Source organism: Pseudomonas sp. 9Ag, assembly GCF_902506445.1.
In the GTDB taxonomy this organism is placed as follows: Bacteria; Pseudomonadota; Gammaproteobacteria; order Pseudomonadales; family Pseudomonadaceae; genus Stutzerimonas; species Stutzerimonas stutzeri_AB.
In genome coordinates this window covers 2,510,393-2,531,067 of the sequence record NZ_LR733836.1, presented here as the reverse complement: position 1 = coordinate 2,531,067, position 20,675 = coordinate 2,510,393, and the positions used below count along the sequence as shown (strand labels likewise).

At 60.0% G+C, this 20,675-nt stretch carries 15 protein-coding genes; 8 read left to right on the top strand and 7 right to left on the bottom strand.

The window, feature by feature from the left end; translation table 11 throughout:
• Positions 1-15: 15 nt before the first annotated feature.
• From ALTERO38_RS11260 to ALTERO38_RS11235, 6 genes are all read right to left on the bottom strand, one after another.
• Positions 16-3,093, bottom strand: coding sequence for an error-prone DNA polymerase (locus ALTERO38_RS11260; protein ID WP_159968427.1), 3,078 nt, complete (start codon positions 3,091-3,093; stop codon positions 16-18).
• Positions 3,090-4,502 (bottom strand): DNA polymerase Y family protein, encoded by a 1,413-nt coding sequence (locus ALTERO38_RS11255; RefSeq protein ID WP_159968426.1) that lies wholly within the window; start codon positions 4,500-4,502, stop codon positions 3,090-3,092. The genes ALTERO38_RS11260 and ALTERO38_RS11255 overlap by 4 nt, the downstream gene beginning before the upstream one ends.
• Before the next feature lie 2 nt (positions 4,503-4,504).
• The gene (imuA, locus tag ALTERO38_RS11250) at positions 4,505-5,122 is read right to left on the bottom strand and encodes a translesion DNA synthesis-associated protein ImuA (protein WP_159968425.1); all 618 of its coding nucleotides are present in this window, start codon (positions 5,120-5,122) and stop codon (positions 4,505-4,507) included.
• 109 nt (positions 5,123-5,231) lie between these two features.
• Positions 5,232-5,555, bottom strand: coding sequence for a DUF3325 domain-containing protein (locus ALTERO38_RS11245; RefSeq protein WP_159968424.1), 324 nt, complete (start codon positions 5,553-5,555; stop codon positions 5,232-5,234).
• Positions 5,552-7,066: a PepSY domain-containing protein gene (locus ALTERO38_RS11240; RefSeq protein WP_256663883.1), complete on the bottom strand. Its 1,515-nt coding sequence runs from the start codon at positions 7,064-7,066 to the stop codon at positions 5,552-5,554. Before ALTERO38_RS11240 ends, ALTERO38_RS11245 begins: the two co-directional genes overlap by 4 nt.
• Positions 7,063-7,359 carry a DUF3649 domain-containing protein gene (locus ALTERO38_RS11235; RefSeq protein ID WP_102835449.1) on the bottom strand — a complete coding sequence of 99 codons (297 nt, stop codon included), beginning with the start codon at positions 7,357-7,359 and terminating at the stop codon, positions 7,063-7,065. Before ALTERO38_RS11235 ends, ALTERO38_RS11240 begins: the two co-directional genes overlap by 4 nt.
• Before the next feature lie 330 nt (positions 7,360-7,689).
• On the opposite strand from ALTERO38_RS11235, the gene mtnA reads away from it, so the two are divergent.
• The 8 genes from mtnA to rpsA all read left to right on the top strand — a co-directional run bounded on the left by mtnA (position 7,690) and on the right by rpsA (position 20,018).
• A complete protein-coding gene (mtnA, locus tag ALTERO38_RS11230) occupies positions 7,690-8,766 on the top strand; it encodes an S-methyl-5-thioribose-1-phosphate isomerase (protein WP_159968423.1) in 1,077 nt (358 codons plus the stop codon).
• A gap of 123 nt (positions 8,767-8,889) precedes the next feature.
• Positions 8,890-11,697 (top strand): DNA gyrase subunit A, encoded by a 2,808-nt coding sequence (gyrA, locus tag ALTERO38_RS11225; protein WP_159968422.1) that lies wholly within the window; start codon positions 8,890-8,892, stop codon positions 11,695-11,697.
• A 139-nt stretch (positions 11,698-11,836) separates the two neighbouring features.
• On the top strand, positions 11,837-12,922 hold the full coding sequence (serC, locus tag ALTERO38_RS11220) for a 3-phosphoserine/phosphohydroxythreonine transaminase (protein ID WP_102835446.1): 1,086 nt from the start codon (positions 11,837-11,839) through the stop codon (positions 12,920-12,922).
• Complete coding sequence (gene pheA, locus ALTERO38_RS11215) at positions 12,922-14,019, top strand: prephenate dehydratase (RefSeq protein ID WP_102835445.1); 1,098 nt, start codon at positions 12,922-12,924, stop codon at positions 14,017-14,019. The genes serC and pheA overlap by 1 nt, the downstream gene beginning before the upstream one ends.
• A gap of 105 nt (positions 14,020-14,124) precedes the next feature.
• Positions 14,125-15,234, top strand: a complete 1,110-nt coding sequence (hisC, locus tag ALTERO38_RS11210) for a histidinol-phosphate transaminase (RefSeq protein WP_159968421.1) — start codon at positions 14,125-14,127, stop codon at positions 15,232-15,234.
• Positions 15,231-17,477, top strand: coding sequence for a bifunctional prephenate dehydrogenase/3-phosphoshikimate 1-carboxyvinyltransferase (locus ALTERO38_RS11205; protein ID WP_159968420.1), 2,247 nt, complete (start codon positions 15,231-15,233; stop codon positions 17,475-17,477). Before hisC ends, ALTERO38_RS11205 begins: the two co-directional genes overlap by 4 nt.
• Complete coding sequence (gene cmk, locus ALTERO38_RS11200) at positions 17,474-18,160, top strand: (d)CMP kinase (protein ID WP_148924043.1); 687 nt, start codon at positions 17,474-17,476, stop codon at positions 18,158-18,160. Before ALTERO38_RS11205 ends, cmk begins: the two co-directional genes overlap by 4 nt.
• A 172-nt stretch (positions 18,161-18,332) precedes the next feature.
• Positions 18,333-20,018, top strand: coding sequence for a 30S ribosomal protein S1 (rpsA, locus tag ALTERO38_RS11195; RefSeq protein WP_083380720.1), 1,686 nt, complete (start codon positions 18,333-18,335; stop codon positions 20,016-20,018).
• 152 nt (positions 20,019-20,170) lie between these two features.
• Here the strand turns inward: rpsA and ALTERO38_RS11190 are convergent, their stop codons facing one another.
• The gene (locus ALTERO38_RS11190) at positions 20,171-20,614 is read right to left on the bottom strand and encodes a MarR family winged helix-turn-helix transcriptional regulator (RefSeq protein WP_159968419.1); all 444 of its coding nucleotides are present in this window, start codon (positions 20,612-20,614) and stop codon (positions 20,171-20,173) included.
• Between the last annotated feature and the right edge of the window lie 61 nt (positions 20,615-20,675).

The window sequence follows — 20,675 nt, the reverse complement described above, 5'->3', positions numbered from 1 at the left end:
TGGTCTGCGTTGGCATTACTGAAAGTCCCGGCTGCGCACATCGAGCCCGGTGAGCATCGGGGTGAGATCACTGAGACGCCCGGCGATGACGTGGCGTACACCGTTTGCCGATTCCAGATGCCCATCGATTCGAAGCATTTGCGACTGTATCAACACCCGCCGTTGCCGCTCGGCCAGGTCGTGCCAGACCACCACGTTGATCATGCCGAACTCGTCTTCCAGGGTGACGAAGATGACCCCGCTGGCGGTCTGTGGGCGCTGGCGCCCGATGACCAGCCCGGCCACGCTGACCAGACGACCGTGTTCCACTTCAGACAACTCTCGCGAACTGCGGCAGCGCCGGCTGCGGAGTTGCTCACGCAACAAGTCCAGCGGGTGCGGGCCAAGCGTGGTGCCAAGGGTGGCGTAATCGGTCATCAGCTCTTCCCCGACAGAGGGCACAGGCAGTGGCACTGGCGCTTCCTCTTTCGAGACCTGTTCAGCGAACAGCGGCAGTTGGGGCTCGAAGCCGGCCACGGCCCAGCGAGCTTGATGTCGATGCCCGACAAGTCCTTTAAGCGCTCCGGCGTCGGCCAGCTGTTCCCGCGCACGGGCATCCAATCGGGCTCGCAAGCAAAGGTCATCGATACCGGCGAAGGCTTGCTGCTCACGAGCCGTTTCGATGCGCTTCGCATCCTCCTGACGAAAGCCGCGTACCAGGCGTAGCCCCAAACGGATTGCTGGTTGCTCGGTCTCGGTCGGTTCGAGGCTGCAATCCCAGCCGCTTTGGCGAACATCCAACGCCCGAATTTCGAGGCCGTGACGGCGGGCGTCTTGGAGAATCTGATCGGGGTTGTAAAAGCCCATCGGCCAGCTGTTGATCAAGGCACAGGCGAAGGCGGCTGGCTCATGACATTTGAGCCAGCAGCTGGCATAGGTGAGCAGGGCGAAGCTGGCCGCATGGGACTCGGGAAAGCCGTAACTGCTGAAGCCTTTGATCTGTTCGAAGATCCGTGCAACGAATTCAGGGGTGTAGCCACGGGCGAGCATACGTTCGCTCAATCTCACGCGGTGCGGCTCGAGACTGCCGTGCCGCTTCCAGGCGGCCATGGCGCGGCGCAGCCTGTCGGCTTCATCGGCGGTGTATTGAGCGGCGACAATTGCCAGTTCCATCACCTGCTCCTGAAACAGGGGCACGCCAAGGGTGCGCTCGAACACCGGCTTCAATTCTTCGGAGGGATACTCAACCGGCTCTTCGTTATTGCGTCGGCGTAGGTAGGGGTGAACCATGTCGCCCTGAATCGGCCCGGGCCGCACGATGGCCACCTGAATCACCAGATCGTAGAAAGTTCTGGGACGAAGCCGCGGCAGCATGGCCATTTGTGCGCGCGATTCGATCTGGAAAACACCTACGGTGTCGGCGCGGCTGATCATTTCGTAGGTCGGTCGATCTTCCTTGGGCAGTGTGGCAAGGGTCCACTGCGTGCCGCGATAGCGAGCTATCAGATCGAAACAACGGCGCAGCGCACTGAGCATGCCGAGCGCGAGCACATCGACTTTGAGCAGGCCGACCACGTCGAGATCGTCCTTGTCCCACTGGATCACGGTACGGTCTGCCATGCTGGCATTTTCGACCGGCACCAGGGTATCCAACGGATACTCGGAAATGACGAAGCCGCCCGGATGCTGTGAAAGGTGACGAGGAAAGCCGATCAATTCCCTGGTCAGCACCAGAACCCGACGCAACACCGGACTGCTGGGATCGAAGCCGGCTTCCAGTAGCCGGGCGTCATCGGGTATGTGCTCACTCCAGCGCCCGCAGCACTCGGCCAGGGCATTGATCTGATCAGGCGGCAAGCCAAGCGCCTTGGCAACGTCACGCAATGCGCCAGTGGCGCGGTAGGAGCTCGCCACCGCAGTCAGTGCGGCGCGATTGCGGCCGTAGCGGCGAAACACATACTGGATAACTTCCTCACGGCGCTCGTGCTCGAAGTCCACGTCAATGTCCGGTGGCTCATTGCGCTCGCGCGAGAGGAAACGCTCGAACAAAAGCCGGCTATGCGTGGGGTCGAGTTCGGTGATGCCCAGTACGAAACACACCGTCGAGTTGGCTGCCGAACCGCGACCCTGGCAAAGAATGTGACGTTCGCGGGCGAAGCGGACGATGTCGTGGACGGTGAGAAAGTAACTCTCGTAGTGCAGCTCGGTGATCAGCTGCAATTCATGTTCAACCAGCGCACGTGATTTATCCGTCACGCCTGCCGGCCAGCGCCATCTCATTCCGTCTTCGACCAGTTTGCGCAGCCATGAACTGGCATCGTGACCGCTGGGCACCAGCTCGTGTGGGTATTGATACCTGAGCTCGTTGAGGCTGAACTGACAACGCTCGGCTATACGCAGCGTCTCGGCAAGCAACTCGGCCGGATACAGCTGCGCCAATTCCTCGCGCCGGCGAAGGTGACGTTCGCCGTTGGGAAACAGATAGCGCCCGGCCTCGGCTACTGGCAGGTGATGGCGGATTGCGGTCATGCAGTCCTGCAGGGCACGACGGCCACGGGCATGCATATGCACATCGCCACAGGCCACCACGGGTATGCCCACGCGCCTGGCCATTGCCTGCAAATGCTGCTGGTGCATTGCATCGTCAGGTCCGCGATGCAGTTCGATACCCAACCAGAGGCGTCCCGCAAAGCGTTCGCGCAGCCAGAGACCTTCGGCGTCAGCATCGGGTTGCTGGGTAAGCCAGATGGCCAACAGTCCATCCAAGGGCTCGTTCAGGTCATCGCCCAGCAGCTGGTATTGTCCTTTCTCGGCGCGACGCCTGGCGCAGGTAATGAGCCGGCACAAGCGTTGATACCCAATCAGGTTTTCGACCAGCATGAGCAGCTTCGGGCCGTTTTCGATTTGCATTTCACTGCCGACAATCAGCGGCAGGCCTGTTTCCTTTGACGCCTGCCAGGCACGGACGATACCCGCTAGCGTGCATTCGTCGGTAATCGCCAGGGCTCGATAGCCTTGGAGTGCGGCGCGTTCGAACAACTCTTTGGCGCTAGAGGCGCCCCGTTGAAAGCTGAAGTTCGATAGGCAGTGCAGCTCTGCGTAATCGGGTGTCATGCGAACCAGCCGTGCAGCATCAGCGGCCCTCCCGTGACTGAGCGAAAGGCCCAGCCGCGTTGGCCCGCCCGGGTTTCCACCAGATAGTAGTCGCGGCGCACGTCGCCTCCATCCCACCAGCCCGATTCGATACGCTCAGGGCCCGATAGGACGCGCAATGACGCTTCGTGGAGCGGCTTCGACTCCGACAGCAGCCAGCCGGGGCGGGGTGCCGCGAACGATGGTGTTTCCAGGTGGGTCGCAGACTCTGGTCGCCAAGCGCATTCGGGGCGATGGTCGGCACGAGCAGCAAGTCCCTGTACGGAGTCGTCGCCTAATCGTGCTCGCAACCGCTCTCGCAACTGTTCCCATGGCAATGACTGCTGCGGTCGCTCTTCGAAGAGTTCGCGATGCTCGGGGACGAATGTCGGCAACTGGTCTGCAATCAACCGTATTGCCAGCACCGGGGCTCGGAGTTGCAGATGCTCCAGGCGACCGCGGGTCAGCTCGAACAGCATGGCCGGGTCGCGCTCCGCGCCGAGCAGACCGACCGGTAACAGGCTTTCGGGCAGGCTGCGGTGCTCCAGGTGCAAGGTGAAACGTTGCACCCCGCTGTCGCGACCTGCCAAATAGGCGGCGAGATCGGCGGTCAGGCGGCGCAGCGGGAACAGCAGCGCCTGATGCGACTCGACCTCGAAGTTCAGTTCGATCCGCGCATCGAATCGATCAGGCGGACGATAGAAACTCAGACCCAGCGGGCGGTGCTCCAGGAGGGTGTCGAGATGTCTCAGCGCCTCTGCCGGAAAACGCTTCGCCAGTCCGTTTCGAGGCAGTGCCAGCAGTTGCTTGAAGGTGCGCAGACCCATTCGTGCCAGGGCATTCGAGACATCACGTGGCAAACCGAGGCGATCTACAGGTAGGTCAGCCAGTATCTGATGCAGATTAGGTGTATCCGTCACCGCCAAGCCGTCGTGCACGTTGGCCAATACCCGCGCGGCTGCCGCGTTGGGTGCCAGCGTGATGCGATGTCCAAAGCCCAGCGCGCTCAGCTCCGTGCGCAAGCGTGCTTCCAGACGAGGCCAGGGACCGAACAGGCCTAGACTGGACTGCACTTCCATGAGCAGGCAGCGCGGGTAGTGCAGGCTGACCTGTGAACTGAAGCCGTAAGCCCAGGCGGCGAGGAATTGCTGCCAGCGTTCGATCGAAGCCAGGTCATATTCGGCCGTCTCGAATCCTCGGGTCAGCGCCTGGGCGGCAATCAGTGATTGCCCTGTTTTTAGCCCCAGTGATCGTGCCGCTGGGTTGACTGCTTGTAGCACGCGGCGCTGTGGCGTACCGCTCAGTAGTGCCAGTGGCGCGTCGGCATCGGTACGGCTTCGCACCACACCGTCCATGGCCAGTTGCGGCAGCAGAATGCAGGCCCAGAGCATCGTCACTGCCATCCCACGGCAGAAATCGGCTGGACGGGCGCCAGTCCGCCGCGGCACTTGAGTACACGCACTTGAGCCGGCTGAGCTTCGACTGCCAAGCGCAGTGCCGCTGGAGATGGATTTACAGCTTCGTGCAAAGAGCGGTAGGCGAAGGCCAGCGTCTGTCCAGTTTCGGCGGCCACCTGCAGACGACGCAAGGCGCGATCATCCGCTTTCTGCGGCCAGCACAACACAGCACCACAACTCCCTGAACGCAGACACTGTTCCGCTGCCCACAATGCATCTCGTCCTTGCGCCTGAACGAGGCTGAGTTGGCGCAGGTCGATGCCGGCAGCGAGCCAGGCATGAGGGAAGGGCAGATGAGGTGGAGCGATCAGCACCACCCGTTCGCCAGCAGCGGTCAGGCGTGCCAGGGTGGGCCAAAGCAGCCGTAACTCGCCAATCCCGGTGGTAGCGATCAGCAGCTCGCTCAGTGCTGCATCCGGCCAGCCACCGCCGGGCAGAGCGGCGTCGAGTGTGGGATGTCCGGTTGGCTGGTTACTGGTCGAGACGACGCTGGGCTGGCCGCGCCATAGGCGGCGTGCATCGAGCAACCGATCAAGGGAGACAACGGAGGACATGATGAACCGCAAACCCAGAATACTGTATATGGATACAGTATTCTGCTTTGTCTGAGTGCGGGTCAAGTCGATGTGATGAACGTCATCGACTGAGGGGGTATGCGCTAGCTCACACTAGAACGTTCAGGGCTCCTATCACGCTGAGGGCAGCGCCCATTGGCAGTGCCATGCGCTCACGCCAGGCGAGCATCAGGCCTACCAGCACCCCGGCGCTCATTAGTTGCCCCAGGCAGACCACTAGGCCGATGGCCCATCCCAGCGCTGCGACATCCAGCAGGACGATGGCAACCAGCAATCCGCCTGCCAACAGGCGCAGCCCACGTTGTTGAGGGAGGCTCGGCGCGCGATTGAACAGTTGACGATGGTGGCGAGGCATCGCCAGGCACAGCGCAAGCATGCCCACGTAAGCCAACGCAAAAGCGAGTAGCGTCATGGTGAAACCTCCTGCATGCGCCTCTCACGTGCCGGTCGCGTCTCTGGCTGGGCGAGGGCCCGCCAGCCGCACACCAACCCGACGGCAAGCAATACCAGGTCAATGCCGAAGAGCGTCATATCGCCTCGCGTCAGGCTCGCCACAAGGTTGCCTTGCGGCGCCACGATACCGTTCAGCGCAGGCAGGCCAAGGGCGAGAATCGCCAGTACCGCAAACAATTGACGGGTGGTCCGTGCTGGTTGGCCAGGCCTGATGCATGCGAAGGCTGCCACTGCCAGCCAGCTCAAGGCGAAGCACCAGCCTTCGACTGCCGCTCGGTCAGGCAGGGTGTCCGGCAACAGACGGTTGGCCCAGAGGAGTGTGAGCGAAGCGATCGGAAATCCGAAAAACACCGCTCCGTTGAGTGCGCGAACCACCTTCAGCCCTGTGATCTGCCGAGCTTCACGCTTGCGCAACCAGACTGCTGAACCGGCAATCAGCATTGCGCAGCCGGCCAGTCCCATCAGTCCGTAGAACAGTCGAACGATCTGCCCGCCGAATTGCGCCATGTGCAAACCGACCATCCACATATAGGCCTCGTAGCTGGTGGGTGCCTGCTGCTGGTGGAGCATTTCGCCAGTGGTGGCGTCGTAATTCAGGGTGTCCTGCGGTGAGCCGATACGTGAAGGGTCAAGCCGACGAATGCTGACCACTGCCGAGGCGTCGAATGGGTGCTCGACGATCAACCAGCCCGGCTCGCCGCCGTTCCAGCGCTGACGGGCATCGCTGATCAGACCATTCAAGGAAGTCAGTTCACCTGCGGGTTTGTCCATCTCGTTGCGGTGATAGCCGCCCTGAACCTCCTCGAAAAAGGCCAGCGGATCTCCGTCATAGGCCACCATCGCGCCGGCCGGCATGTAGGTCGCGACAAAAATGGCGACGCCTGTGTAAGCCAGCACCAGATGAAAGGGCAGGCCGATTACCCCGAACAGGTTATGCGCATCGAGCCAGGCACGTTGGCCGTTGGCCTGCGGCCTGAGGGTGAAGAAATCCTTGAAAATCCGCCTGTGAACGATGATTCCGGACACCAACGCGACCAGCATGAACATGCCGGCAAGGCCGACGATATACATGCCGATCGTGCCCGCCTGAAGGTTGTAGTGCAGGGTGAAGAAGAACTCACCCCCCAGCGTGTCCGGCATGGGCTTTCCGGTTGCGGGATCGAAAGCTGCACGGCCGCGTTCGCCAGTACCATCTTTCTCCCAACCCAGCTTCCAGTAAGGTTCGCGTTCGGTAGGACCGTGCAGCCAGTAGGCATGCAGAGGCCCTTCCACATTGGCGTTCAACCACTGCCGGACGTTGTCAGCATCGATGGTGCTGGTTGCAGGTACGTGCAACGCCGGGCGCATCCAACGCTCGATTTCCTTGTCGAAACAGGCCAGTGTGCCGGCGAACAGAATGACGAACAGCAACCAGCTGGGCAGAAGCCCGCCCCAGGTATGCAGCCCGGCCATCGATTGACGTAAGGTCACGGTCGGCTCCTCCATTCAACAGGCAGATAAGCGGCCAGGCAGAGCAGTACTGTCAGCGCTCCCAGCCAAAGCCAGGCCCGCAAGGCGCTGCGGGCCGCAAATGTGTAAATGACGGCGGCTACCCACACGGCGAAACACAGCAAGCTGGCTGTGACCACTCGATCCGCTCGCGCCAACGGTAGATAGACGGATAGAAAGGCGGTAGACCCGAAAGCCAGCGCATAGCCGCCGAACAGAGCGGCCGTGATGCGGCCGGCCAGGTCCAGTGATAGGAGGGGGTGGTAACGCTTCATGACAGAGACGATCCGCGGATGGTAGGCACTCATGTTAATGCGAATCTGTTTGATTTGTAATAAGCAAGAGCTCTGGTTGCTCACGCAGCGATCCAGCTGAAGCGCTGAAGCCAATCAATAGCGGCCAGCGACCGTCGCTTGTGCTAGCAAAATCAGTCGATTAGGATTCGCGCCGGGTGAACGGTGCAAGGCGATTATTCGGTCCGCCGTCCCAATCTATTGAAGCGAGGAAGCCCGGCCCGAAAGCGACCGGGCTTCTTTGTTTTCCGGCCTTGATTTTGCGCCGAAGCGCTCGTCAGCCAGGCCACTGCTTACTAGAAGAGGTATGCCATGCGTGAACGTTTGTTGGCCGCGGAAAAGGTAAAGGCCATCGAATGGGAGGGCGGACAGCTGCGTTTGCTCGACCAGCGCAAGCTGCCCCTGGAGGAGCTCTGGCACACCTGTGATTCTGCTGCAGCGGTGGCCACGGCGATCCGTGAAATGGTCGTACGCGGCGCGCCAGCCATCGGTATCAGCGCCGCCTATGGGCTGGTCATGGGACTAAGGGCCCGGCTCGCCGAAGGTGAGGACTGGCGTGCGGCACTTGAATCCGACTTCCAGCTGCTGGCGGCCACGCGTCCAACCGCCGTCAATTTGTCTTGGGCGCTGAACCAAATGCGCGAACGCCTCGACCGTCTGAAGCCCGGCGAAGATCCGCTGACCGCTGCCGAGGCTCAGGCGGCATCCATCCATGCCAGTGATCGCGAAGCCAATCTGACCATGGCGCAATTCGGCGTCGACCTTATTCGCAAGCATCAGGGCAACTCGCAAAACATTCTGACTCACTGCAACACCGGGGCATTGGCTACCGGAGGGTTCGGCACTGCGCTCGGCGTTATCCGCGCGGCACACCTGGAAGGGCTGGTCGAGTGTGTCTATGTCGACGAAACCCGCCCGTGGCTGCAGGGTTCCAGGCTGACTGCCTGGGAGTTGGCCGGCGAGGGCGTGCCAGTCATGCTGAATGCCGACTCGGCGGCGGCGCATCTGATGAAGACCCGCGGCATCACCTGGGTCGTTGTTGGCGCCGATCGGATCACGGCCAATGGTGACATCGCCAACAAGATCGGTACCTATCAGCTTGCTGTGCTGGCCATGCACCATGGCGTACGGTTCATGGTGGTAGCTGCCAGCTCGAGTATCGATATGGAGCTGGAGTCAGGTGAGGACATTCCCATCGAGGAGCGCGGCGGTCACGAACTGTTGGAGGTCAACGGTCAGCGGTTCGCGGCAGATGTCGAGGCCTTTAATCCTGTCTTCGATGTCACCCCTGCTGACCTGATCGATGCCATCGTCACGGAGAAAGGCATCGTCGAACGACCGAATGCGGCCAAGCTCGCCGCGCTGATGAGTCGAAAGCGGCTCCATTGAGGTTGCGATGCACACCCGGTCATGCATTCCAGAGTGTGCATCCTGGAGCCTGTGGCTCCCCAGCTGTGATACCATTCCGCGCTTAATCGCAGGACCCTGCTGACTACAAGGAACCAGGCTTCCATGGGCGAACTGGCCAAAGAAATCCTCCCGGTCAATATCGAAGACGAACTCAAGCAGTCCTACCTCGACTACGCAATGAGCGTAATCGTCGGTCGTGCGCTGCCGGATGCGCGCGACGGATTGAAGCCTGTGCATCGCCGTGTGCTTTTTGCCATGAGCGAGCTGGGCAACGACTGGAACAAGCCGTACAAGAAATCCGCCCGTGTGGTCGGTGACGTGATCGGTAAATACCACCCTCACGGCGACTCAGCTGTTTACGACACTATCGTGCGTATGGCGCAGCCTTTCTCGCTGCGCTACATGCTGGTCGACGGCCAGGGCAACTTCGGTTCGGTGGACGGCGATAACGCTGCAGCCATGCGATACACCGAAGTGCGTATGGCCAAGCTGGCGCACGAGTTGCTGGCGGATCTGGATAAGGAAACCGTCGACTGGGTGCCCAACTACGATGGCACCGAGCAGATCCCGGCAGTCATGCCGACCAAGATTCCAAACCTGTTGGTCAACGGCTCCAGCGGTATCGCCGTGGGCATGGCGACCAACATTCCGCCGCACAACCTCAGTGAAGTCATCGACGGTTGCCTGGCGCTGATCGAAAACGCCGATATCACCATTGATGAACTCATGCAGTTCATTCCTGGACCGGACTTCCCGACCGCGGGCATCATCAACGGTCGCGCCGGCATCGTAGAGGCCTACCGCACCGGTCGCGGACGCATCTATATGCGTGCCCGCTCGACCATCGAAGACATCGATAAGGTGGGTGGCCGTCAGCAGATCGTCATCACCGAGCTGCCTTATCAGCTGAACAAGGCGCGGCTGATCGAGAAGATCGCCGAGCTGGTCAAGGAAAAGAAGCTCGAAGGCATCACCGAGCTGCGCGATGAGTCCGACAAGGACGGCATGCGCGTAGTGATCGAGCTGCGCCGCGGTGAAGTGCCTGAGGTCGTTCTGAACAACCTCTACGCTCAGACCCAGTTGCAGAGCGTGTTCGGCATCAACGTGGTGGCCCTCATCGACGGCCAGCCGCGCACCTTGAACCTCAAGGAGCTGCTCGAAGCCTTCGTCCGCCATCGCCGTGAAGTCGTGACTCGCCGGACCGTCTATGAGCTGCGCAAGGCGCGTGAGCGTGGGCATATTCTCGAAGGCCAGGCAGTCGCACTGTCCAACATCGATCCCGTGATTGCGCTGATCAAGGCCTCGCCGACGCCGGCCGAAGCCAAAGAAGCGCTGATCTCCAAGGAGTGGGAATCGAGTGCAGTTGAGGCGATGGTTGAGCGCGCCGGTGCCGACTCCTGCCGTCCTGAAGGTCTCGATCCGCAGTACGGTCTGCGCGACGGCAAGTATTACCTGTCTCCGGAACAGGCCCAGGCCATTCTTGACCTGCGCCTGCACCGCCTGACGGGGCTTGAGCACGAAAAACTGCTCAGCGAGTATCAGGAGATTCTCACCCAGATCGGCGAGCTGATCCGCATCCTGACCAACCCGGTGCGCCTGATGGAGGTAATCCGCGAGGAGCTCGAAGGCGTTAAGCGCGACTTCGGCGACGCGCGTCGTACCGAGATTCTCGAAGCGCGGCTGGATCTGACTCTTGCTGATCTGATCACCGAAGAAGAGCGCGTCGTCACCATCTCCCACGGCGGCTATGCCAAATCCCAGCCGCTTGCCGCTTATCAAGCGCAGCGTCGGGGCGGTCGCGGCAAGGCTGCAACCGGGGTGAAAGAAGAGGATTACGTCGAGCATCTGCTGGTCGCCAACAGCCACACCACGCTGTTGCTGTTCTCCAGCAAGGGCAAGGTGTACTGGCTCAAGACGTATGAAATTCCAGAGGCCTCGCGGACGTCTCGTGGGCGTCCGTTGGTGAACTTGCTGCCGCTGTCCGAGGGTGAGCACATCACCGCGATGCTGCAGGTCGATATCGAGGCGGCGCGACAGCAACAGCTGAGCGGCGACGATGATATCGAAGACGCCGAAATCATCGGCGAAATCGATGATGTCGAAGAGTCGATTGAGGGTGACGAGACCGACGAGTCGGTGGACGAGCCTACCGGTACTTATATCTTCATGGCGACCGCGAAGGGCACCGTGAAGAAAACGCCGCTGTCGCAATTCAGTCGTCCGCGAAGCGTGGGTCTGATCGCGCTTGGCCTGGAGGAGGGCGACACCCTCATTGCAGCAGCCGTGACCGATGGTGCGCGCGAAGTGATGCTGTTCTCCGATGGCGGCAAGGTTATCCGGTTCAAGGAAAAGCACGTCCGCACCATGGGCCGTACCGCCCGCGGTGTGCGTGGTATGCGCCTGCCTGAAGGGCAGCGCCTGATTTCGATGTTGATCCCTGAGCCAGATGTCCAGATCCTGACGGCGAGCCTGAACGGTTATGGTAAGCGCACCGTGCTGGATGAGTTCCCGCGCCGCGGTCGTGGCGGTCAGGGTGTGATTGCAATGGTCTCCAATGATCGGAACGGGCCGTTGGTTGGCGCAGTTCAGGTGCAGTCAGGCGAGGAAATCATGCTGATTTCCGATCAGGGCACGCTGGTGCGTACGCGAGTCGACGAGGTGTCTTCGCTGGGCCGCAACACGCAGGGCGTTACCCTCATCAAGCTGGGCAAGAATGAACATCTTGTAGGCCTTGAGCGGGTGCAAGAACCTTCCGAAGAGGACGTCCTGGAAGACATCGAGGCGGTAATCGATGAGGATGCGCTGGATAAGGAAATGCCCGTAGTCAGCACCGAGCCAGGCGAAGATGATTTGCTGGGCGGCGGGGGCGACGTTCCGCCAGATGTAGTGCCCACCGACGACGAGGATTGATCGGACGACGGCGCAGCCTTGAAGGCTTCGCCGTCGTTTCGTGTGTGCCTCTTTGCAGATGAAGGAATGGCGAGCACTGAGCCGAGCCCTTGGCACGGACGGAGCGAGCTAGGTATCGACCGTTTTTGAGAGAACGAAGATGAGCAAACGCGCGTTCAATTTCTGCGCTGGCCCGGCCGCGCTCCCTGAGGCCGTACTGCAGCGCGCCCAGGCTGAACTCCTTGACTGGCATGGACGCGGTCTATCCGTTATGGAAATGAGCCATCGCAGTGACGAGTACACAGCGATTGCCGAGAAGGCCGAGCAGGATCTGCGCGATCTGCTGAGCATTCCTTCGAACTACAAGGTGCTGTTTCTGCAGGGCGGTGCCAGCCAGCAGTTTGCCGAGATACCGCTGAATCTGCTCCCTGAAGATGGCGTCGCCGATTACATTGATACCGGCATCTGGTCGCGAAAGAGCATCGAGGAAGCCAAGCGTTTCGGCCACGTCAATGTAGCCGCCAGCGCCAAACCCTATGACTATTTCGCCATCCCAGGCCAGAACGAGTGGAAGCTGAGCGCCAATGCCTCGTACCTGCATTATGCAAGTAACGAAACCATCGGCGGCTTGCAGTTCGACTGGGTTCCGGAGGTGGGCGACACCCCGCTCGTTGTCGATATGTCGTCGGATATTCTTTCGCGACAGCTGGATGTTTCTCGCTTTGGTCTGATCTATGCGGGTGCGCAAAAGAACATCGGGCCATCGGGTCTGGTGGTGGTAATCGTTCGTGAGGACCTGCTTGGACGGGCGCGTTCCAGCTGCCCGACCATGCTCAACTACCAGATCGCAGCCGACAATGGTTCGATGTACAACACGCCGGCGACCTTCTCCTGGTACCTCTCGGGCCTAGTGTTCGAGTGGCTGAAGGAGCAGGGTGGCGTCGAAGCCATGGAGCAGCGCAACCGCGCGAAGAAGGACTTGCTCTACGGCGTGATCGATTCAAGCGATTTCTATTCCAATCCAATAGCCACCAACGCCCGTTCCTGGATGAATGTCCCGTTCAGGCTTGCCGATGAGCAGCTGGACAAAGCGTTCCTGGCCGGTGCGGATGCGCGTGGGCTACTCAACCTCAAGGGTCACCGTTCAGTGGGAGGCATGCGTGCTTCCATCTACAACGCGGTGGGCCTGGATGCGGTCGAAGCGCTGGTCGCCTATATGCGCGAGTTCGAGAAGGAGCACGGCTAATGAGCGATGTCGACCGGCTGAAGGCGCTGCGTGTACGCATCGACAGTCTCGACGAGAAAATTCTCGAGCTGATCAGTGAGCGGGCTCGTTGCGCTCAGGACGTGGCTCGGGTCAAGACAGCCGCGCTCGCCGAGGGCGAGGAAGCGGTGTTCTATCGCCCCGAGCGCGAGGCCTGGGTGCTCAAGCACATCATGGAGCTGAACAAGGGGCCATTGGATAACGAGGAAATGGCTCGCCTCTTCCGGGAGATCATGTCGTCCTGCCTGGCGCTGGAACAGCCGCTGCGGGTTGCCTACCTCGGGCCGGAAGGCACCTTCTCCCAAGCCGCGGCGCTCAAGCATTTCGGCCAGGCGGTGATCAGCAAGCCGATGGCCGCGATCGACGAGGTGTTCCGTGAAGTGGTTGCCGGTGCGGTCAATTTCGGCGTAGTGCCTGTGGAGAACTCCACCGAAGGGGCGGTCAACCATACCCTCGACAGTTTTCTCGAGCACGACATCGTCATCTGCGGCGAAGTCGAGCTTCGCATCCATCATCACTTATTGGTGGGCGAGACGACCAAGACGGATCGCATCACCCGTATCTACTCGCATGCCCAGTCGCTGGCGCAATGTCGCAAGTGGCTTGATGCGCACTACCCGAACGTCGAGCGCGTGGCGGTTTCCAGCAATGCAGACGCCGCGAAGCGGGTCAAAAGCGAGTGGAACTCCGCTGCGATCGCCGGCGATATGGCGGCGCAGTTGTATGGCTTGACCAAGATTGCCGAAAAAATCGAGGATCGCCCGGACAACTCCACGCGCTTTCTTATCATCGGCAGCCAGGAAGTACCGCCCACCGGTGATGACAAAACCTCGATCATCGTTTCCATGCGCAACAAGCCGGGCGCGCTGCATGAGCTGTTGATGCCGTTTCATTCCAACGGCATCGATCTCACGCGGATCGAAACGCGGCCGTCGCGCAGCGGCAAATGGACCTATGTGTTCTTCATCGACTGCATCGGTCACCACCAGGATCCCTTGATCAAGGATGTCCTGGAGAAAATCGGCCGCGAAGCGGTGGCACTGAAGGTGCTGGGGTCCTATCCCAAAGCAGTACTCTAAATAGCAGCTGCAAGCTGGCAGCTGAGGCTGGAAGTCGAGAGCAACGTCGTTTGCCTGGCGCTTCAGGCTTCACGCTCCGGGCTTGCAGCTCCAGCGGAGCTGAATATGTCTTGTGATTTCCTTGCGCTGGCTCAGCCAGGTGTGCAAAAGCTGTCGCCCTATGTGCCTGGCAAGCCTGTGGAAGAACTGGCCAGAGAGCTCGATCTCGATCCGCAGTCCATCGTCAAGCTGGCCAGCAACGAGAATCCGCTGGGCCCCAGCCCGAAAGCCCTCGATGCGATCCGCGCGCAGCTTGATGAGCTGACCCGCTATCCCGACGGCAACGGTTTCGCGCTCAAGCAGAAACTGGCGCAACGTTACGGCGTCGGCATCGAGCAGGTCACGCTCGGAAATGGCTCCAACGACATACTCGAGCTGGTCGCACGGGCCTATCTAGCCCCTGGCCTCAATGCCGTGTTCAGCGAGCATGCGTTTGCGGTTTATCCCATTGCTACCCAAGCTGTGGGCGCTGAGGCCAGGGCTGTTGCTGCCAAGCAGTGGGGGCATGATCTGAATGCCATGCAGGCCGCCATTGATGCGAACACCCGGGTCGTGTTTATCGCCAACCCCAATAACCCTACAGGTACCTGGTTCAGCGCCGCAGCGCTGGAGCAATTCCTGGCTGCCGTGCCTGAGCATGTCCTGGTGGTTCTCGATGAGGCATATATCGAGTATGCCGATGATGGGGAGCTGCCGGACGGATTGGCGTTCCTGAACTCGCACTCGAACCTGCTGGTTTCACGCACTTTTTCCAAGGCCTACGGGTTGGCGGCGCTGCGCGTGGGCTATGCGATCTGTTCAGCTCAGATCGCGGGTGTCCTTAATCGCGTGCGACAGCCATTCAATGTCAACAGCCTCGCGCAAGCCGCGGCTTGTGCAGCGCTTGATGACCACGAATACCTGGCCAGAAGCCGTGCCAGCAATGCCGCTGGTATGCAGCAACTGGAAGCGGGATTCAAAGAGCTGGGGCTGGAATGGATACCTTCTAAAGGTAATTTCATAGCGGTCGATTTTGGCCGTGACGCTGCCCCCATCAACCAGGTATTGCTGCATGACGGAGTGATCGTACGGCCTGTGGCTCTTTACGGGATGCCGACTTTTCTCAGGGTGTCGATCGGTACCGGCGCTGAGAACGAACGGTTTCTGGAAGTTCTGCGCAAGGCGCTTGGACGTTGAGCCGAAACGGCGAGCCGCTCCCCGGAACGAAGCCGCTGCCTCGTCTGGCCGTCGTTGGTCTGGGTCTGATTGGTGGCTCGTTCGCCAAGGGGCTGCGTGAAGGCGGGCACTGTGGCGAGGTCGTCGGGTTTGACTTGGACCCACGGTCGCGCGAGTTAGCGGTCGAGCTCGGGGTAGTGGATCGCTGCGCTAGCAGCCTCGCTGAGGCCTGTCAGGGCGCAGACGTGATTCAGCTTGCCGTCCCGATCCTGGCGATGGAGCGCCTACTGACCGAACTCGCGCGTCTCGATCTCGGGCAGTCGGTGTTGACTGACGTAGGCAGCGCCAAGGGCAACGTGGTCCGCTGCGCCCGCGAGCAGTTCGGTCGAATGCCGCCTCGCTTCGTGCCTGGGCATCCGATAGCCGGCTCGGAACAGAGTGGTGTTACAGCTGCCCAAAGCACGCTTTTCCGCCGGCACAAGGTAATCCTGACGCCTCTGGAAGATACCGATCCGGCTGCGCTAGCGCTTGTAGATGGGTTGTGGCGTGCCTTGGGCGCCGATGTCGAGCATATGGATGTCCGGCATCACGATGAAGTGCTGGCCGCGACCAGTCATCTGCCGCATTTACTGGCATTTGGTCTTGTGGATTCGCTGGCAAAGCGCAACGAGAACCTGGAAATATTTCGCTACGCCGCGGGTGGATTTCGAGATTTCACCCGTATTGCGGGCAGCGATCCGGTGATGTGGCACGACATCTTTCTCGCCAATCGAGAAGCGGTGCTGCATACCCTGGACGATTTTCGTGCCGACCTCGACGCCCTGCGCGCCGCGGTCGATGAAGGAGACGGGCATACATTGTTGGGCGTGTTCACGCGCGCCAAGGCTGCCCGGGAACATTTCAGCAAAATACTGGCTCGCAGAGCCTACGTGGACGTTATGCATTCCAAAGATCTGATCTTCCTCGCCAATCCTGGCGGCAGCCTCAGCGGCCAAATTCGTGTTCCAGGTGACAAATCCATTTCTCATCGATCCATCATGCTTGGTTCGCTCGCAGAAGGTACCACAGAAGTTGAGGGCTTTCTTGAAGGTGAGGATGCGCTGGCAACCATCCAGGCATTCCGCGACATGGGTGTGGTTATCGAGGGCCCTAATCAGGGGCGTGTGACGGTGCACGGTGTTGGCCTGCATGGCTTGAAGGCGCCACCAGGGCCGATCTATCTCGGTAATTCAGGCACCTCAATGCGCCTGCTGTCCGGCTTGCTCGCAGCCCAGCCGTTCGACACCACCCTGACCGGCGATGCCTCGCTGTCCAAGCGACCGATGAACCGTGTCGCCAAGCCCTTGCGCGAGATGGGGGCGGTGATCGAGACGGCCCCTGAGGGCCGCCCGCCGATGATCATCCGCGGCGGTCAGAAGCTTTCCGGTATGCACTACGACATGCCCATGGCCAGTGCTCAGGTCAAATCCTGCCTGCTCCTCGCGGGTCTGTATGCTGCCGAAAAGACATCCGTCACTGAGCCTGCGCCAACACGGGATCACACCGAGCGGATGCTGCAAGGCTTCGGCTATCCGGTACAAGTTGAGGGCAGCACGGCTACGGTCGAGCCAGGTCATACGCTGCGCTCGGCTCAGATCGAAGTGCCAGCCGATATTTCGTCGTCAGCATTCTTTATGGTTGCTGCGAGCATTGCGCCGGACTCCGATATCACGCTCGAACACGTAGGGGTCAATCCGACCCGTACCGGCGTCATCGACATTCTCAAACTGATGGGTGCCAATATCGAGTTGATCAATCAGCGCGAAGTGGGCGGTGAGCCGGTTGCGGATATCCGCGTGCGTGCCGCTCAACTGAAGGGGATCGATATACCCGAAGAACTTGTGCCGTTGGCGATTGATGAATTCCCTGTGCTGTTCGTGGCTGCATCCTGTGCCGAAGGGCGAACCACGCTGCGCGGAGCCGAGGAGTTGCGAGTCAAGGAGTCCGATCGCATTCAGGTAATGGCCGATGGTCTACAAGCACTCGGTGTGAATGCCACTCCCACCGCGGATGGGATTATTATCGAAGGCGGCAGCTCCCTTGGTGGCGGAGAGGTCTGGGCGCACGGTGATCACCGTATCGCCATGTCCTTCAGTGTGGCCGCGCTTCGGGCAACTGCACCGATCCTAATCCACGATTGTGCCAATGTTGCTACCTCGTTTCCGAACTTTCTTGCACTCGCCGAGCGGGCCGGGATGCGAGTTGGTGTGGAGGATAACTCATGATCAGGCAGGTCCCAGTCATCACCATTGACGGTCCGAGCGGTTCCGGCAAAGGCACGGTCGCGGCGTTACTGGCGGCCAAGCTTGGGTGGAATTTTCTCGATTCCGGTGCGCTGTACCGTTTGCTTGCCTTCGCAGCGCGTAACCACGGCGTAGATCTGACCAATGAAGAGGCGCTGAAGCTGCTGGCCGCTCATCTGGATGTGCAGTTCGGAGCGGCCAAAGGTGGCGAGGGAATGCAGATCATCCTGGAGGGCGAAGACGTCACTCAGGCGATTCGCAACGAACAAGTCGGCGCTGGGGCCTCACAGGTCGCCGCGTTGCCAGTGGTACGTGAAGCGCTGCTGCAGCGGCAGAAAGCCTTTCGTGAACCGCCCGGGCTTGTTGCCGACGGTCGAGATATGGGTACGGTGGTTTTCCCCGACGCGCCATTGAAGATTTACCTTACGGCCAGTGCCGAAGAACGGGCCCGACGCCGTTACCTTCAGTTGAATAGCAAGGGTGATGATGTTAATCTCGCGAGTCTTCTCGATGAGATACGGGCGCGCGACGAGCGTGATACCCAGCGTGACGTGGCGCCATTGAAGCCGGCAGATGATGCGGTTCAGCTGGATTCCACCGATCTTTCCATCGAGCAGGTGCTAGGACAGATTCTGAGCGAAGTTGCCAAACGCGATTTCGCCTGAAGAGCGACCGCCGAGAGGCGGCCTGACGGTCACCCAATTCGGGGGCTGTTAACAAGGAGGCATGTGGGAGACCAGATCTAGTCCCGCAGGCCTTTTTTTATATGAATGAACCCACTTCTATCTGGGATGTGGAGATTGGGCGGATCCTCGTCCGAAAACAGCAGGAATAAACATGAGCGAAAGCTTTGCAGAACTTTTTGAAGAAAGCCTAAAAACCCTCGACATGCAGCCGGGTGCGATCATCACCGGCATCGTGGTCGACATCGACGGTGACTGGGTCACTGTTCATGCCGGTCTGAAGTCCGAGGGCGTCATCCCGGTCGAGCAGTTCTACAACGAGCAGGGCGAGCTGACCATCAGCGTGGGTGACGAAGTTCACGTTGCGCTGGACGCGGTTGAAGATGGCTTCGGTGAAACCAAGCTGTCCCGCGAAAAAGCCAAGCGTGCAGAGTGCTGGATTGTTCTGGAAGCGGCTTTCGCAGCTGAGGAAGTGGTCAAGGGCGTTATCAACGGTAAGGTTAAGGGCGGCTTCACTGTCGACGTTAACGGCATCCGTGCGTTCCTGCCAGGTTCCCTGGTTGATGTCCGTCCAGTGCGTGATACCACTCACCTGGAAGGCAAGGAACTCGAATTCAAGGTCATCAAGCTTGACCAGAAGCGCAACAACGTTGTCGTTTCCCGTCGTAGCGTCCTGGAAGCCGAGAACAGCGCCGAGCGTGAAGCTCTGCTGGAATCGCTGCAGGAAGGCCAGCAGGTCAAGGGTATCGTCAAGAACCTCACCGACTACGGCGCCTTCGTGGACCTGGGCGGCGTGGACGGCCTGCTGCACATCACCGACATGGCCTGGAAGCGTATCAAGCATCCGTCGGAAATCGTCAATGTTGGCGACGAGATCGACGTCAAGGTGCTGAAGTTCGACCGCGAGCGCAACCGCGTATCGCTGGGTCTGAAGCAGCTGGGCGAAGACCCATGGGTTGCCATCAAGGCTCGCTACCCGGAAAATACCCGCGTTGTCGCGCGTGTTACCAATCTGACCGACTACGGCTGCTTCGCTGAGCTGGAAGAGGGCGTTGAAGGTCTGGTGCACGTTTCCGAGATGGATTGGACCAACAAGAACATCCACCCGTCGAAGGTTGTACAGGTCGGCGACGAAGTGGAAGTCATGGTTCTGGACATCGACGAAGAGCGTCGTCGTATCTCCCTGGGCATCAAGCAGTGCAAGTCCAACCCATGGGAAGACTTCTCTGGCCAGTTCAACAAGGGCGACCGCATCTCCGGCACCATCAAGTCGATCACCGATTTCGGTATCTTCATTGGTCTGGACGGCGGCATCGACGGTCTGGTTCACCTGTCCGACATCTCTTGGAATGAAGCTGGCGAAGAAGCCGTGCGTCGCTTCAAGAAGGGCGACGAGCTGGACACCGTTATCCTCTCGGTCGACCCGGAGCGTGAGCGCATCTCCCTGGGCATCAAGCAGCTGGAAGACGATCCGTTCTCCAACTACGCCGCCGTCAATGACAAGGGCAGCATCGTTCGCGGTACCGTGAAAGAAGTTGACGCCAAAGGTGCCATCATTGATCTGGGCAACGATATCGAAGCCACACTGAAAGCCTCTGAAATCAGCCGTGACCGCGTTGAAGACGCGCGCAACGTACTGAAAGAAGGCGAAGAAGTCGAAGCCAAGATCATCAGCATCGACCGTAAGAGCCGCGTCATCAGCTTGTCCATCAAGTCGAAAGACGTTGAAGACGAGAAGGACGCGATGAAGGAACTGCGTACCAAGCAGGACGTAGAGCCGACTGCCGGTCCGACCACCATTGGTGATCTGATCCGTGCACAAATGGAAAACCAGAACTAAGTTCTGTAATCCATTAAAAAGGGCGACTGCGGTCGCCCTTTTTTGTGCCTGAATTTTGTGTCTTTGGGATCGAGCAAGGTTTGGTGCTTCGACCCGTCTTTAGTGGTTGGGCAGTACTGCCAGCCGTTTTAGCGTCTGACTGCCGGCCGGTTTCAAATGCGCGTCGTGCCCGTTGCCAGTGCTTGGTTTACCGCCAGCCAGCCATTCACTGCTTCTTCTCCTGCATGCTCAAAGGCCCGTTCGAGCAACCGCACCTGCTCGCGTCGCAATGCCTGTTCGAGCTTTGCACCTTCCGCGGTGAAGCGCAGCATGCGCTTGCGCTTGTCGTCATCGGCCGTCCTGCTTTCCACAAGGTGCATCTCGATCAGCTGGCGCAACGGCGTATTCAAGGCCTGCTTGCTGACCCCCAGATAACCGAGTAGCTCCTTCACGCTGAGGTCTGGATAACTGGCGATAAAAAACAGGATCCGGTGATGCACCCGGGACAGTCCGCGTCGAGCAAGCATCTCGTCCGGCTTGGCGGTAAAGGCCTGGTAGCCCAGAAAGAAACTCTCCATGATCTGGCGCTGGACAGTGCTTTTTTTTAGGTCAGGCATATTGACGTATTCACGATTAAGGGCGTAATTTCGGTCAAGCAGTTTGACTCATTTTTCTTTC